Here is a 15,359-nt window from a genome sequence, read left to right as displayed (position 1 = left end):
CATCGCATGTCTCCTTTCTTAATTTATAAAAACAATTAAAAGTCCCAAGATGCCTGCAAGACCTCAAAAGTGGCATTCATCTTCTGTGTCCAATCTTGCAATTCTGGAAAATTTTCTTTTAAAGATAATCCAATAACTTCTTCACGTAAATTCCACCAATCTACAAGAGCAACTACTTGGATTGTTGCAATATTTAAAGAGAGCCCTTGCTCAGTAGCCAGTTTCTCTAACAAAGACAAACTCCGTATATTTCTCTCTTCAATTTGCTGATGTCTGTCTTTCCACCAATGTTCTTTTTCATGGAAAAATTTTTCCGCAACAATCGGCATTGTATTTTCCAAAATTCCTTCAGCAATGGACAGTATATTTAAAACATGCCATTTATCCATTCCATTGGGGAAAAGTGAAACTTCCTGACCTAGTTCGTCTAAATATTGAGAAATTAAATCACTACCATATAACCATTCTCCACTGGAAGCTTGAAAAGCAGGAATTCTACCTAAAGGATTATCTTGATTGTGCGGTGAATTTCTATCAAAAGCCACCTGAACTTTCTGAATATCCACTTGCTCCTCTAAATGATGGTGTAAAATTGTAACATATACTTTACGCGCAAAAGGACTGGTACTAGAATACCAAAATTTCATTATTCCTCCTCTTTCTTGTTTCTTAAGAGGCAGGCAATCAACTATTTACTCTCTTGAAATATTTTCAACAAAAAAGAATACCCTGCCAATTTCTCAGCAGGGTCGTTTGCATGTCAGGTTATTCGCTTCATTGTTTTAAGCACAGATAAAGCAAGCATTCACCGTTCAAGCTTTAACTCCATAAGGCGATGAAATGAGCTTAGTCTTGACCTTGGCGATCAGGACTGTTGACCAACGAGTAGTGTCTCCACTGCTTTGCGGTAGTCATCCGTATCCTTATGGTAGCCTCACCTACCGATTTTCCACTATTACTATACTCCTCTTTGGGAGGATTGTCAATCATTTTTCTCACTTGAAACAAATTTCAAAAAATTTTTGATTTATTTTGGCAATACCTCTGCAATACGGGAGCAGATTTCTTCAACCATGGTCTCTGGAGCAGCAACATTTAGACGGGCATGGCCTTTGCCTTCTTGGCCAAAATCACTTCCTCTATTCAGGACGACCTTTGCCTCTTCTCGTAGCAGCTGAAAGAGCTGGTCATCTGTCAGGCCATAATCTGAAAAGTCCAGCCAAATCAGATAAGTCCCTTGAGGCTTCATGATCCGCAGGCGCGGTGCCTCTTTGGCAAAATAATCAACCACAAAATTCACATTCTTCTCCAGAACTTCCTTGAGCTCCATCAACCAAGACCAACCGTAACGATAGGCTGCTTCTGTAGCTAGAAATCCAAGACCAGGAATTTCATGCTGGTTATTGGCCAGCTGGCGTTTTTTAAACTGATGCCGCAAGCTAGGATTCTCAATCACAGCATAGGAATTTTTAGTTCCAGCAATATTAAAGGTTTTAGTCGCACTTGCTAAAATCAGACTAAAGTCCTTAAAGTCAGGCGAGACAGTATTAAAAGACTGATGTTCATGGCCAAACAGCGTCAAATCTTGATGAATTTCGTCTGAGACCAGGAGAACGCCGTACTTTTGACAGAGGCGGCCAATTTTCTCTAACACTTCCCGTTCCCAAACTCGACCTCCAGGATTGTGCGGATTGCAAAGAACATAAATCTTGACTTCATTGTCTACAATGTCCCGCTCTAGCTTCTCAAAGTCAATCTGAAAGAGACCATCCTGCTCTATCAAAGAATTGGTAATAAGCTGACGATTATTGAGCTTGACACTGCGGGCAAAAGGTGGGTAAACAGGAGTGTTGATTAGAACAGCATCCCCTTCCTTGGTAAAGGCTTGGATAGCCGTCGAAATAGCAGGAACAACCCCCTCGATAAATACCAAAGCATCCCGATCAAAGGTATAGTCGTGCTCATCCCGCTCCCAATCTAGAACAGCATTGATTAGCTCTTCACTGGCATAGGTATAGCCATAGACCAACTGATTAGCGTAGTCATGAACAGCTTGCTGGATTTCAGGCAGGACTTCAAAATCCATATCCGCAATCCAGGCTGGCAGAACTTCTTTGTCCTTCTCCGCTTCTTTCCATTTATAAGTATGATGCCCTACACGACAGGGTGCTTTTTCAAAATTATATCTTCCCATATTATTCATTCTCCAAGGCTGCACGTAAATCGTCTACCAAATCTCGACTATCCTCAATTCCAATTGACAGGCGTAGCAAATCATCAGTTAAGCCATAAGAATGACGCACTTCCACTGGAATGTCTGCGTGAGTCTGGGTCGTCGGATAGGTAATCAAGCTCTCCACTCCTCCTAAACTTTCCGCAAAGGTAAAGACTTTCAGGCTATTTAGGAGATGAGGAATCTTGCCTTCGTCCACAACTTTAAAGGAAATCATACCACCCTTGCCTGGATAGAGAACCTCTTTTACCGCAGGAGATTGCTTCAGAAAAGCGACTACTTCTTGCGCATTCTGAGTAGAGCGCTCCATGCGTAGAGCCAGTGTCTTGAGACCGCGCAAAAGCAGATAGCTGTCAAAAGGAGACAGGACTGGCCCAGTTGTATTGAGATTATAGAAAAGCTTGTCATAAATAGCAGCATCATTAGTCATGATAGCTCCGGCCAAGACATCATTGTGCCCGCCCAGATACTTGGTTGCAGAGTGCAGAACAATATCTGCTCCATCCTCCAGCGGTCTTTGATAAATGGGACTATAGAAGGTATTATCCACAATGACAGCTGCTCCTCGCTCATGAGCTGCTTGGGAAATGCGGGCAATGTCAAACTCTACCATAAGAGGATTGGTCGGTGTCTCGATATAGACAATATCTATATCCTCTGTCAGATTATTCAGTAGTTCTTCTTCTGTATTGGCATAGGTAAAAGCAAAGCGCCCTTCTGCTTCAGCCTGAGCAAACCAGCGAAAAGAGCCACCATAGAGATCCCGAACAGCCAAAACCTTGCTGCCAAATGGAAAGGCACTAAAGGCCAGCACAATAGCCGACATACCAGAGCTAGTCGCTAGAGCATAATTTGCACTTTCGATAGCAGCCAGAGTCTCTTCCAAGCTAACCCGCGTTGGATTCTTGGTCCGAGTATAGTCATAACCTGTTGACTGGCCAAACTCAGGGTGCTGGTAGGTTGTTGAAAAATGCAGGGGTGTTGTTAAAGCACCAGTTGTTTCATCTTTTTTAACCCCAGCCTGAGCCAGTAGTGTATTTAATTTTACGTCCTTACTCATATTAACCTTCCAATCCTTCGCTAATATTTCACCCTCTATTGTAACATCTTTTGAAAACATTTTTCTTTTTTCTTTTCAAGAGCTAGCTATAGTTTGAAACTATAATGTTAAAGTTTTAGAAAAACAAAGCTAAAAATTAAAAAGCCTTATGGCTTTTTAATAAATATGAAAGCGTCGGCGCAGACTAGCAGCTTTTGAACCGATGAAGCGATCCATAAGGCGAACTTTGAGCGCCAGACCGCCATAGACAGCGAGACCGATACCGCCAATCAGAGTGATATAGACAAAGCTGGAAATCCGACCGCTTGGATGAAGGAAGAGACCGATAAGAAGCTCTGCCACCAAGACAAAGATGGTCATCAGAACCGTCAGAATCACTGACAGGAGGCTCCGCTTAAAGAGGTTCTTAGGATTCAGACCTGTTACCTTGCGAATTTCCTGATACATGAGCAAGATTGGGATAATCAAGCCGACTGTCGTCGCAAGAAGAGGACCATAAGCTTTAAAAATATAAATCAAGGGTACTTGCAACACCAACTTGACTCCCACTCCATAGAGGAAATAGATAATTGCCTTTCTATTTTGGAAGAGGGCTTGAATCATCGGAGCCAACACCGTATATAGACTGAGGATAATGGTCTGCAGCATAGCAAAGATGAAAAGCCCTAGTGCTAGACCATCTGGCTTGCCATAGAAAACGGTATACAGAGGTTCCGCTACCAAAACAGCACCAATGGTTGCTGGTAAGATAAAGAAAATCAGCATACTAAGATTATCCTGCACCAAGCGTGCAGCCGATCGGAAATCACCTTTGACATAGTTCTCAGTCAAGAGAGGAATCCCGACACCGCCAATAGAGGTAGCCACTGCAATTAAAATCATGGTAATTTTATTAGGATTGGCTGAGAAATAGGCAAACTGAACCAGCAGCTCGGACTTGCTGTACTTGCTGATCCAGCCCATGACATGGATAAAGGTATTTTGGTCAATAATCTGAAAAAGCTGAATGGCAGATCCTGTGATAATGAAAGGAATGGCTTCTCGGATTGTATCCCAGAGGAGGGCACGGCTATTGATCTCCCCTGCATTGGCAGACTTATGAAGGATAGAAGTCAGCATACCTGTCTTCCAGAGATAGAAGGCTAAGACAGCCATGCTAGCCAGCATACCGATAAATGCTGCAAATGTTGACTGGGTAACCGCTTCTACATAGTTGCCAGAACCGATTTTCATGATGAAAAAGGCTGTCAGCAGCATCCAGATAACCCGAATGACCTGCTCCGCAATCTGACTGATGGCATAAGGCTTGAGATTGTTAAAACCTTGGAAAAAACCTCGGATAACACTCATGGATGGGAATATCAAAACGGCCAGAGACAGACTCTGCATGACTGGCACCAAGTCTGAACCACCGCCAGACATAGAAGCGAAAACTGGTGAGAGCAGGTACATCATCACTGCAAAGACAGCTCCCAAAAGCAGCATAAACTTGAGAAACTCTCGGATGAGAGTGAAACTGTGCTCTTCCTTGTCAATGGTATTGTACTTAGCTACCTGTTTGGCTACTGCCACTGGCACGCCGGCTGTAGAAATCAGTAAAAACCAGGCATAGATATTGTAGCCCATAGTAAAAAGGCCGTTGGCCTCGGCGCCGTGCTTGCCCATCCAAATATACCAAGGAATGATATAGATGGCACCCAGAAGACGACTGATAAAATTGCTGGCAGTTAGCCAGGCAGTTCCCCGCAGCATCTGCTGCTGCTGGCTTGTTGTTTCTTGGCTCATAGAAAACCTCTTCTATTTATTCTTCTTTTATTATAAACTTTTCCTTGCCTCTTGTAAAACCCAGCCATAAGGTTTACAATAGATTTATGATTAAAATTGAAACCGTATTAAATATTTTAAAAGAAGACCATAATTTTCGTGATATTGTCAAAGACGGAGAATACTTTTTCTCCTACAGCGGCTTGACTTTCGATAGTATCAGTTATGACAGCAGGGAAGCGGATGCCTCTACCCTCTTTTTTGTCAAGGGTGAGGCTTTTAAGAAAGAATTTCTAGAAAAAGCCGTCTCAGCTGGCCTGCGCTTTTATATCAGCGAGACAGACTTTCAAGTGGGCATTCCGGTCCTCTTGGTCAACGATGTCAAGCAAGCCATGAGTCTCTTAGCCATGGAATTTTACGGCCATCCTGAGAAAAAGCTCAAACTACTTGCCTTTACTGGAACCAAGGGCAAGACAACTACAGCTTATTTTGCCTATCAAACCCTTTCTCAAAGTCATCGTCCTGCCCTACTCTCGACTATGAACACTACTTTGGATGGCGAGACTTTCTTCAAGTCAACTCTGACCACACCAGAGAGTCTGGATCTTATCAAAATGATGGCCCAAGCCCTTGCTAATAATCGGACTCATCTCATCATGGAAGTTTCCAGTCAGGCTTATCTCAAGAAAAGAGTCTACGGCCTAACCTTTGATGTGGGTGTCTTTCTTAATATCAGCCCAGACCATATCGGCCCTATCGAGCATCCGACTTTTGAGGATTACTTCTACAATAAACGTCTTTTGATGGATAATAGCCGAGCAGTTATCGTAAATAGCGATATGGATCATTTCCAAATCGTGAAAGAGCAAGTCGCTTCTATGGAACATGATTTCTATGGAGCAGGCTCAAGCAATACCATCATAGATTCTCAGGCCTTCAGCTTTGAAGTTGCTGGTAAGTTAGCTGGCCGCTACGATATCCAGCTCATCGGCCACTTCAATCAGGAAAATGCAGTAGCTGCTGGTCTTGCCTGTCTGCGACTGGGTGCTAGCCTCGAAGACATCAAAAAAGGAATTGCCGCAACCCGAGTCCCAGGCCGTATGGAAGTCCTGACTCAAAAAAACGGCGCCAAGGTCTTCGTTGACTACGCTCACAATGGCGTCAGCCTAAGCAACCTGCTTTCTGTGGTAGAGGAACACCAAAAGGGCAAGATTATTCTCCTCTTGGGTGCTACAGGCAACAAGGGTGAAAGCCGCCGCAAAGACTTCGGTCTCTTACTCAATCAGCATCCTGAGCTGACTGTTATCTTAACTGCTGACGACCCTAACTATGAAGATCCTCTAGCCATTGCGGAGGAAATCGCATCCTACATCTCCTATCCAGTGGAAAAAATAGCCGACCGAGAAGAAGCCATCAAAAAAGCTCTCAGTCTGACAGACCGAGAGGGAGATGCCGTCATTCTGGCCGGTAAAGGAGCAGATGCTTACCAAATCATAGAAGGAGAAAAAGTAGCCTATTCAGGAGACTATGCCTTAGCAGAAAAGTATTTATAAGAAAAAAGGCGAGAATATCGCCTTTTTATTGTCGTTTTGTAAAAATTAACGCCATTTAATCAGAACGTACATCAAGCTGGAGCCAAACATATCCGCCAAGGCGTGCATGAGAAAGAAAGGCAAGAGGTTCTTGACCTTGTACTTGTAAAGGAAATAGTAAAAGAGACCGTACACCACTCCGATAACCAAGGCCCACAGCATGCCCTGATAGGTGTGGAAAGAAATCCGAATGATAGTAGAGTAAGCCAGAGCCCACCACTTATACTTATCCTTAACAGAGGTCATAAGCCCCAGAAAGAAGAATTCCTCATAGAAGCCATTTAGAAGTCCGTAGAGAATGGCCATAGGTGTCAGTTCAGCAAATTTCCGGAAGATTTCCAGAATATCTACATAAGACCAGAGAGTTGGATCAAAGTAATTATACTCGCCGCTCAGTGTCGTTACAATGTCACCAAAGAACCCTACCACTACAAAAATAAGAGGAGTCCAAAGGAGAACCGACCAGCTCAGACGGATGGGAAGCTGCTTAAAGTCAAAGCGCCGAAGCAATAGGTAAAGAATGGTCAAGACCAGCATCAGTAGCTGAAAATTGAAATTACTAGAAAAAGCCGCTCCCTCACTGGCTGTATTGGTCACCGTTTCAGTCGCTCTTGTGCTGGCGGCTGGCGCAAAGCTAGCTAGATAAAGCTCTGTTGAGCGATAAATAAACTGCCCAAACATGAGCAGGGTAATCACTGCAATATCAAACCACCTCAGCTCTTTCAAAGGCTTAGAGGGGCGTAGGTTTGTCAATAATTTCATCATATTTCCTTTCACCACCTGTAAATTTATGTCATCATTTCAGGTTCTTTTTTATATTTCTATCTTAGCATGAAAAGCTTAAATTTTTATTATTTACAAATTTATAAAACTTTTTTATTGCTGCTTGCTGCTATTGGAAACAAAAAAGAGAGTTAAATTTTAACTCTCTTCTCACTATTCTTATTTATCCAAGCTGTTTTTGATACCTTCAACAGCACCTTCAACAGCTTCTTTAGCATCTTCAGCAACTTCTTTTGCTTTGGCAACTGTTTTTTCTACAAAGCCTTCTGCTTCGGTCTTGTTATCTCCTGTAACTTTGCCCACGCCTTCTTTAACAGCGCCCTTAGCTTGATCGAATTTATTTTCTAGTGACATATGATTGCCTCCGTTCTTTTTTACGGTTTCTGATACCGTTTACAGTAGTATAAGTTTTTTCTTTTCAAAGGTCAAATATTCTGCTCATACTATGGGAAAATCAGTCCAGATGAAAAGTCAATCTCTTCTTATCAAAGCTTGCCTGTAACTCATACTTGCCTGCTTCATTTTGTTGAATATAACCTAAAATTACTAAGCTATCAACAAAAATGTCCCGCCGCTTCTGCATGAGCTCATCCTTGCGGACATACTTGAGGAGGAAGGTCGTCATGTACTTGAGTGCATATTCGGGATTGACATCGCCTAAGATAGCATAGAGAGGCTTTTGTGCCTCAGACAGGGGATACTGGCGCTGCATCTTGTAAAAATAATTTGCCAAGGTTAGCTTATCCCGCAGAAAATCTGTCTCTTCCAGCAAAATCGCCGCATTGGTCTGATTGGAAAGCCGGGTCTCAAAGCGCTGATCCAACAATTCCTGATAGAGGGGACTATCATCACGGATAAAGACTTCCTGATCCAAACACAAGTCCTCCAAACTTTCCACAAAGGGCAGCGTCAGGTAATATCGCTTGTTCTCCCGCTTGATATAGCCAGCCTTGATATACTCTTCTATCGAGCGGTCAATGTTGGCCACGCCCTCAAACTCTCTCTTAATCTCCCGCAGAATCACTGCCTCATGCCGATCCAAATAATCAATCAGCTCCTGAAAAAAAGGCTGGCGCGTCAAACGACTGGGATTGATGATTTTAATCATGTAGTTCTCCTTTGTAGATGAGTTTTCTTGACTGAGCCAGCTGGCTAGGATTCGTCCCAGGCTGGCCTATAGGTACAGCCAAGCCCAAATCCCGATAATATTCCTGCCAAAAATCAGAAATCAGATTTTTCTCATCACCAAACTGCATGGGAATCGTATCAAAAATCGGCAAAATTTCCGCAATATACTCCGAACAGTAAAAACCATCGGACTGCGGATAGAAGCTAAAATTGTATGGCTTTCCTAGATGCAATTTGGCCCTTTTAAAGACAGCATCTGCATCAATAGCTGGATAGCGATAGACATCATAAACATCCTCATCCTGCAAAAAATCAGACAAATCTTGATTGACAACCCCCTTCTCATGGGTTGCATGATAAATCTCACCATTAAAAAAGATGGCCACATGGCTGTATGAACCAGTTGCTGCTCGGATTGCAGCAGCAATTTCTGAAGATCCGACTGTAAAAATCAAATCTCCATCTTGTAAATCTTGAATCTTCATTTCTCTCGCCTATCAAAAAAGGAGCCGAGACCCCTTTTTAAGTATGAGGGGAATATCCCTCATCTAGTAACTTATTTCCTCAAATGAGCTCTTTAAGCATTAAAACTTTCTGTCAGTTGAGGCACCACTTGCTTCTTACGAGAAACAGCGCCTGCTAGGAAAGCATGGTTGTTTTCAAGAACAAAGTTGAAGGCTGCTTCGACCTTGTCCATATTGCTTCCGATAGCCAAAATTTCTGAGTTTGAGTTGATAATATCTGTAATCATCAAGACAAAGTCAGAGTAGCCATTATCAGCGATTGCTTTTTCAATAGCCGCTTCGATTTCTGCTTGACGCTCCAAAACTTCAGCAATATCAACTGTGTTGACCTGTGCCACACGGACATTGTTTCCGTTGAGCTCAAATGTTTTCGCATCGATGTCAATCAATTCTTCTGCAGACTTGCTAGCCAAGTTTGTACCTGCCTTAAGCATTGCCAAACCATACTCTTCCAAGTTGACACCAGCTAGCTCAGCCAATTCTGGTGCAATGACCTTGTCAGTTGGATGAGTTGTTGGTGACTTGAGCAAGAGAGTATCAGAGATCAAACCAGACAGCATCAATCCTGCAATTTCTTTTGGAACTGCTACGCCGTGCTCCTTGAACATGCGGTAAACAATAGAGGAAGCAGATCCCACTGGCTCCAAGCGCATGTAGAGTGGACTAGCTGTTTCAAAGTTAGCAACACGGTGGTGGTCCACTACGCCATAAACTTCAACTTCAGCAATATCTGCCACAGACTGCTGGAATTCATTGTGGTCTGTCAGGATAACTTGTTCAGCTCCTTCTGCCTTGGCAGATGTAATCACGCGCGGTGCCGCCACGCCAAAGTAATCTAAAACAAAGGCTGTTTCTTCATTAGGCTCACCCAGAGCAACAGCTTCTGTATCCAAGCCATAAGCTTCGCGAGCCAAGTAAGCAAAAGCGTAAGATGAACCGATAGCATCTGAATCAGGATTTTGGTGACCGAAAACTAAAATTTTAGACATGATAAACCTCTTCTTTTATATAATGTTTATTGCATTTATTTTACCACAATTACAGGCATTTCACAAAAACAGAAGGGCATTTTCTTAAGAAAAATGGACTGGTCAACCCACCAGCCCATTAATTCATACTCATAATAGATTAGCTATTATGCACCCGATTCATATACTCTGTATAAGATTCAGTCTGCATGAGTTCCTTGGCATTCTTGATCCGATCAGCTGTCGGAGGCTTAACCCCTTCCAGCTTGTAAGGGATGCCCAGCTCCCGCCATTTGAATTCTCCCATAGTATGGTAAGGTAGAATTTCAAACTTATCTACATTCTTCAGCGTCTTTACAAATTTACCTAGCTCAATCAGGTCATCATCACGGTCGGTCAATCCTGGCACCAAGACATGGCGAATCCAGACTGGCTTTCCAATGTCAGATAGGTACTTGGCACAGGCCAAGATATTCTTGTTGGTCTGGCTGGTCACTATTTTGTGTTGTTCTTCATTAATTTCCTTGATATCTAGCAGGACAAGGTCGGTGACTGCCATAAGCTTGTCAAATTTTTTCAGGTAGCGGGGCGTATTTCTAAAAGGTAGGGCACAGGTATCCAATGTACAGTGGATGCCCAGCTCCTTAGCCTTGGTAAAGAAGGCAATCAGAAAATCAATCTGCAGCAAGGCTTCTCCTCCGCTGACGGTGATGCCGCCTTTATTGCCCCAGAAGCCCTTATAACGAAGAGCTTCTTGCAAGACATCATCCACTGTCCGCAACTGAGATTTGTTGGTCTCCATTTCCCACGTGTCCGGATTATGGCAATACTGGCAACGCATGTGGCAGCCCTGCAAAAAAACAATAAAACGGATACCCGGTCCATCAACAGCTCCAAAACTTTCGGTGGAGTGGACCATGCCCGTTACCTTTCCATAATCAACTGCTTCTTCAATTTTCTCTTCAACCATCGCGCAACCTCTTAACTCTGAAAACGTTTTATAACTAACTACATTATAACATGATTAAAGCAAAAATAGACTTAATTTGCCTATTTTTTAGAAAACAAACTGTTTTTCAGTTTCATTTTCAGTGTTTTACAACAGATGAAATTTTAGGGAGAAAGCTGATTAAGACTTGCTCTTAGAAGCTGGCAAATAAAAAATCAGGGAAGATTCTCTATTCCACCCTGATCTCACTTTTAAACTGATTTTAGTTAATTTCGACTTCTCTTTTTGAGAGTAAAAGCAAACATCAGCAAGGTCAATCCCAAGACTGCCCAGCCATTGTTATTTTGACCGGTCAGCGGGAGTCCCTTCTTCTTGCTGCCAGCAGTCTGTCCTTGTCCAGCTTGTTTAGACGACGAAGGATTGGTCTGAGACGGAGCTCCTTGTTCTGCTGCTACAGAAGATTGTCCAGTTGATTGAGACGGCTGGGAGCTGTCAGATGTTGAAGCTGCAACATCCTTAGAAAAGTCCAGCTGCACCACTACTGGATCATGGTCTGAAGCTCTGCCATGTTCCTCCATGAAAGAGGCATTGATATGGACAGGCGCAAAGACTGCCTTGCCTGCTAGGTTCTTCGAAATGAAAATGTTATCCAAGCTTTGGTTGCTGCCGCGGTAGAAATAGGAATAACGGTCAGCCGCATCATGTTCCTGCATAAGATTAATGAGTTCATTACCCGCCAGTGCTTTAGCCGTTTCGGAAAATTCAAAATCATTGAAATCACCAGTCAGCACAAACTTAAGGTTAGGATTTTGTCTCAGCCCTTCTTGAATAAAGCTATTTAAAATTTTAGCCTGCTCAATTCGGGCTGCCTGCGTATGCTGAACTGCTGGCTGAGCGGAGCCATAAACAGCATCATCCCCAATCTTGGACTTCAAATGATTGGCGATAACGACGATATGCTGTCCCTTGAATTCAAACTCAGCTGCCAAGGATTTACGAACCTTTGTAAAGGCTGGATTTGTTGGAGCAATCCGGGCAGGATTCTTAACCAGATGACCACCGGAGAAGCTAGCCGCTTCGTCACTCGTACCGGCTTCTTTTTCGACTAACTTCACCCGATTTGGATCGTAGAGAAAGGCCACACGGATATTAGAGCCGGGCTTGCCGCCATCTTGACCGTCAAGTGGGGCAACTTCGGTGTACTTATAAGTTTTTCCGCCCAATTCTTTGATGCGGCTCGCTAGTTTCTCACCGCTTTTGACACCACTGGTCGTTCCGTCATTGACACTGCCATTCTCATCTTGAACCTCGATGAGCGTGATGATATCTGGACTATGGATTTCATTGATGAAGGAATTAGCGATTCTAGTCACTTTTTCCTCAGGCGTTTCACCTTTTTTAGCATTAGCAGAAAAATTCTCGATATTGTAGGAAGCAATAGTCAGCTTGTCTTCGCTTGGATAGATAGGAGAGACCTGTCTCTGCAAGCCCCCGTCCACCAAATCAGGCAGCTGAGTCGGCTCCAACTTGTAAATCTTCCCACGATAGGTCACGACTCCGACCACATCTCCATTGAAATAATCCTTGGCCTTGGCAATGAATTTATTGCCAACATAGACTGGAATGGTTGCTGTATTTTGAGCGTTTGGACGAAGATTGAGACCTCCGATATTGTTTAGCGGTAAGGCTTGGTAGCCTTCCGGCAAGAGATAAATATCTCCACGGTACTGCGGGCCTAAAACTCGGGGACTCTTCACCGTCGTCAACATTCCTTCCAAACTTTCCCAGTAGTCCAACGCTTCACTTTGAGGCTGATAATTATTAATATCGTTATCGACCGTATCCTGAGGCATATTAGCCACGATGTCTACTGGAGCAGGTAGGTCAGCTTTCCCTTCCTTGGTCACCTTGGAAGCGACAAGCATGGTGACTGTCAAACTACCACTGGGCTTGTTAAAAGTCTGTCCCTGACGAACGCTGAGCTCTTCCATATAACCTTCTTTGACGCGTCCTTCAAGACTAAGTTTGTCTCCGACATCAACTTTTTCTTTAGAAACAACATAAAGAGCATCAGAAGTCCTTCTATTTCCATCAGGAGTCACGTCTTGAACATAAAAACCATAGCGGTCTGTTTTCGTCACAACTACATTGGAAACTTGAACCTCTTTGTCCTCATAGGGAGAGGCTTGTGATTCTCCCTGAATGGTTCCTACATTGGGCACAGCTTCTGGTCTGCTAGCCGCAGCTTGTGCTGCAGCAGGGGCTTGGTCTGCCTTTTCCACTGCCTCTTCAGAAGTTGCCCTTGACTCTCCCGATTCTGCAGGAGAGCTTTCTGCTTGACTGGCAACCGACGCATCACTTACAGCCGGATTCTCTGTAAGAGCAGCCGCCTCAGAAGTCGACGAACTTACCGCTTCTTCTGCTCCGACCGGTTGGACAGAAAAAATCAGGAGTAGAAAAGCAGCTAGCAAAACCGCTGTGGGAAAGAGCTGCCTGTAAGAAACTTGTTTTTTCATGAACTTCTCCTTTTCTGTATAAATGTATATTATCCTATTTAATTTTTATTATAAAGAAAAGAATCAAATTTTGCAAAGGCTTTCTTAAAATTCTGTATTAGTTTCTCTCACTTCAGAAAAATACTTGTCTAGGCTGGCCCAACACAGAAAAAAAGAATCTGGAAACATTTCCAGATTCTTTCGAGACTTTAGTTTTCTCCCACTAAGATAGCCAAGGTTTCGTATGGCTGCAGGGTCATCACATGGTCAATCTGAGTCTTGCCGTAATTGGATAGGAGAACCTGACCATTCTGATAGTCCGTCAGGATATCCACCGTAATCGGGTCAGCATAAAAGTTGTTAAGGACTAAAAGTTTTTGTCCTTGCCACTCTCGCTCAAAGGCATAGACCTGGGGACTTTCTTCATAGGCTGGCTGATAGCTGCCCTCTGCAATGATCGGCAGTTTCTTACGCAGGGCAATCAATTTCTGATAAAAGGTAAAGATTGGACCCTTTATTTCATTTTCCACATTGATAAGAGGATAGGATTTGCCCGCTTTCAGCCATGGAGTTCCTGTTGTAAAACCTGCATTGACTGAATCATTCCACTGCATAGGCGTCCGAGAATTATCACGAGATTTAGCCTTGATGATCCTGAAGGCTGCTTTTGGCGATTGCCCTTCAGCAAGCAGACTCTGATAAGCATTGACAGACTCGACATCCACATAATCTTCCATGGAGTCGTAGTCAGGATCCACCATGCCAATCTCTTCACCCATGTAGATATAAGGCGTCCCGCGCGACAGATGAATACTGGCTGCCAACATGGTTGCCCCTTCATTGCGGAAATTCTCTACATCGACAAAGCGGTTGAGAGCTCGCGGCTGATCATGGTTGTTCCAAAAGAGGGCCGACCAACCGTCGTGTTCGCTCATTTCCTTGCCCCAAGTATGGAAAAGGCGTTTTAATTCTTCAAAGTCAAAAGGCTTAAGGGTCCACTTCTGTCCAGCTTCATAGTCCACCTTGAGATGATGGAAATTAAAAGCCATAGATAGCTCCTGCCGGTCTGGTGCGGTGTAAAGGATACAGTTTTCAATCGTCGTAGCACTCATTTCGCCAACCGTCATAACGGAAGCATCCTGCCCGAAGGTCGCTTCGTTCATCATACGCAGATAGTCATGCACAATTGGCTTATCAGTATAGGCTGGCTTGCCCTCCTGCTCTGGACAGTCCGTCAGCACCTCATCTTTTCCGATGACATTTATGACATCAAAGCGGAAGCCCTTGACTCCTTTGTCCCGCCAAAAATTCACCACTTTAAAGAGCTCTTCACGAACATTGGGATTGCGCCAGTTAAGATCAGCTTGAGTGACATCATAGAGATGCAGATAATATTTGCTCGTATCGCCAAATGGCGCCCAGGCACTGCCGCCAAACTTGGACAGCCAGTCCGTTGGCTCATCTCGCAGGATAAAGAAGTCCTGATAGTAGGAATCCCCAGCCAGTGCCTTTTGGAACCAATCATGCTCAATCGAGCAATGATTGAGAACCATATCCAGCATAAAGTCAATACCATGCTGCTGGCCGACCTTGACCATCTCTTCAAAATCCGCCATATCTCCAAAGATAGGATCAACCGCAGTATAGTCAGAAATATCATAACCATTGTCCCGTTGCGGACTCGGATAGAAAGGATTGAGCCAGATCATATCCACTCCCAGCTCTTTCAGGTAAGGAAGTTTTTCAATAATCCCGCGAAAATCTCCCAAACCGTTGCCAGTTGTGTCTTTAAAAGATTTTGGATAAATTTGGTAGACAACCTTTGTTTTATCAAGTGTCATATTTTCTCCTTTTTTGAGAAAA

The 15,359-nt window shown here is 43.6% G+C and carries 13 protein-coding genes and 1 riboswitch; of the genes, 1 reads left to right on the top strand and 12 read right to left on the bottom strand.

From position 1 onward, the window contains the following. Positions 1 to 35: 35 nt before the first annotated feature. The 4 genes from HMPREF9378_RS10375 to HMPREF9378_RS10390 form a co-directional block, all read right to left on the bottom strand. Positions 36 to 647, bottom strand: coding sequence for a glutathione S-transferase family protein (locus HMPREF9378_RS10375; RefSeq protein WP_002899791.1), 612 nt, complete (start codon positions 645 to 647; stop codon positions 36 to 38). Between the two features lie 149 nt (positions 648 to 796). Then, a riboswitch (M-box (ykoK) riboswitch) is annotated at positions 797 to 953 on the bottom strand. A 74-nt stretch (positions 954 to 1,027) separates the two neighbouring features. Beyond that, positions 1,028 to 2,203 (bottom strand): MalY/PatB family protein, encoded by a 1,176-nt coding sequence (locus HMPREF9378_RS10380; RefSeq protein ID WP_002899790.1) that lies wholly within the window; start codon positions 2,201 to 2,203, stop codon positions 1,028 to 1,030. Next, positions 2,196 to 3,353, bottom strand: coding sequence for a cystathionine gamma-synthase (locus HMPREF9378_RS10385; protein ID WP_002899788.1), 1,158 nt, complete (start codon positions 3,351 to 3,353; stop codon positions 2,196 to 2,198). Before HMPREF9378_RS10385 ends, HMPREF9378_RS10380 begins: the two co-directional genes overlap by 8 nt. A 96-nt stretch (positions 3,354 to 3,449) precedes the next feature. Further along, the gene (locus HMPREF9378_RS10390) at positions 3,450 to 5,078 is read right to left on the bottom strand and encodes a putative polysaccharide biosynthesis protein (protein WP_002899786.1); all 1,629 of its coding nucleotides are present in this window, start codon (positions 5,076 to 5,078) and stop codon (positions 3,450 to 3,452) included. A gap of 86 nt (positions 5,079 to 5,164) precedes the next feature. Between HMPREF9378_RS10390 and HMPREF9378_RS10395 the strand changes: the two genes are divergently transcribed. Further along, on the top strand, positions 5,165 to 6,610 hold the full coding sequence (locus tag HMPREF9378_RS10395) for a UDP-N-acetylmuramoyl-L-alanyl-D-glutamate--L-lysine ligase (RefSeq protein ID WP_002899784.1): 1,446 nt from the start codon (positions 5,165 to 5,167) through the stop codon (positions 6,608 to 6,610). 45 nt (positions 6,611 to 6,655) lie between these two features. On the opposite strand, the gene HMPREF9378_RS10400 is transcribed toward HMPREF9378_RS10395, so the two are convergent. The 8 genes from HMPREF9378_RS10400 to treC all read right to left on the bottom strand — a co-directional run bounded on the left by HMPREF9378_RS10400 (position 6,656) and on the right by treC (position 15,337). Continuing rightward, positions 6,656 to 7,411 (bottom strand): CPBP family intramembrane glutamic endopeptidase, encoded by a 756-nt coding sequence (locus HMPREF9378_RS10400; protein ID WP_023916573.1) that lies wholly within the window; start codon positions 7,409 to 7,411, stop codon positions 6,656 to 6,658. A gap of 180 nt (positions 7,412 to 7,591) precedes the next feature. After that, positions 7,592 to 7,786, bottom strand: coding sequence for a CsbD family protein (locus tag HMPREF9378_RS10405; protein ID WP_002894655.1), 195 nt, complete (start codon positions 7,784 to 7,786; stop codon positions 7,592 to 7,594). 100 nt (positions 7,787 to 7,886) lie between these two features. Continuing rightward, on the bottom strand, positions 7,887 to 8,540 hold the full coding sequence (locus HMPREF9378_RS10410) for a DUF1803 domain-containing protein (protein WP_002903232.1): 654 nt from the start codon (positions 8,538 to 8,540) through the stop codon (positions 7,887 to 7,889). Continuing rightward, positions 8,533 to 9,045: a YiiX/YebB-like N1pC/P60 family cysteine hydrolase gene (locus HMPREF9378_RS10415; protein WP_002903235.1), complete on the bottom strand. Its 513-nt coding sequence runs from the start codon at positions 9,043 to 9,045 to the stop codon at positions 8,533 to 8,535. Before HMPREF9378_RS10415 ends, HMPREF9378_RS10410 begins: the two co-directional genes overlap by 8 nt. A 92-nt stretch (positions 9,046 to 9,137) precedes the next feature. Further along, complete coding sequence (locus HMPREF9378_RS10420) at positions 9,138 to 10,073, bottom strand: manganese-dependent inorganic pyrophosphatase (protein ID WP_002899779.1); 936 nt, start codon at positions 10,071 to 10,073, stop codon at positions 9,138 to 9,140. Between the two features lie 139 nt (positions 10,074 to 10,212). After that, entirely contained in the window at positions 10,213 to 11,022 is an 810-nt protein-coding gene (gene pflA, locus HMPREF9378_RS10425) for a pyruvate formate-lyase-activating protein (RefSeq protein ID WP_002899778.1), read from the bottom strand. Positions 11,023 to 11,267: 245 nt separating this feature from the next. After that, positions 11,268 to 13,517, bottom strand: a complete 2,250-nt coding sequence (locus HMPREF9378_RS10430) for an endonuclease/exonuclease/phosphatase family protein (RefSeq protein ID WP_002913258.1) — start codon at positions 13,515 to 13,517, stop codon at positions 11,268 to 11,270. A gap of 188 nt (positions 13,518 to 13,705) precedes the next feature. After that, a complete protein-coding gene (treC, locus tag HMPREF9378_RS10435) occupies positions 13,706 to 15,337 on the bottom strand; it encodes an alpha,alpha-phosphotrehalase (protein WP_002913257.1) in 1,632 nt (543 codons plus the stop codon). Positions 15,338 to 15,359: the final 22 nt, after the last annotated feature.

Source organism: Streptococcus sanguinis SK1 = NCTC 7863, assembly GCF_000194945.1.
GTDB lineage: Bacteria > Bacillota > Bacilli > Lactobacillales > Streptococcaceae > Streptococcus > Streptococcus sanguinis.
Note: the sequence above shows the minus strand (reverse complement) of the source record. Positions and strands in the feature narration are given on the sequence as shown.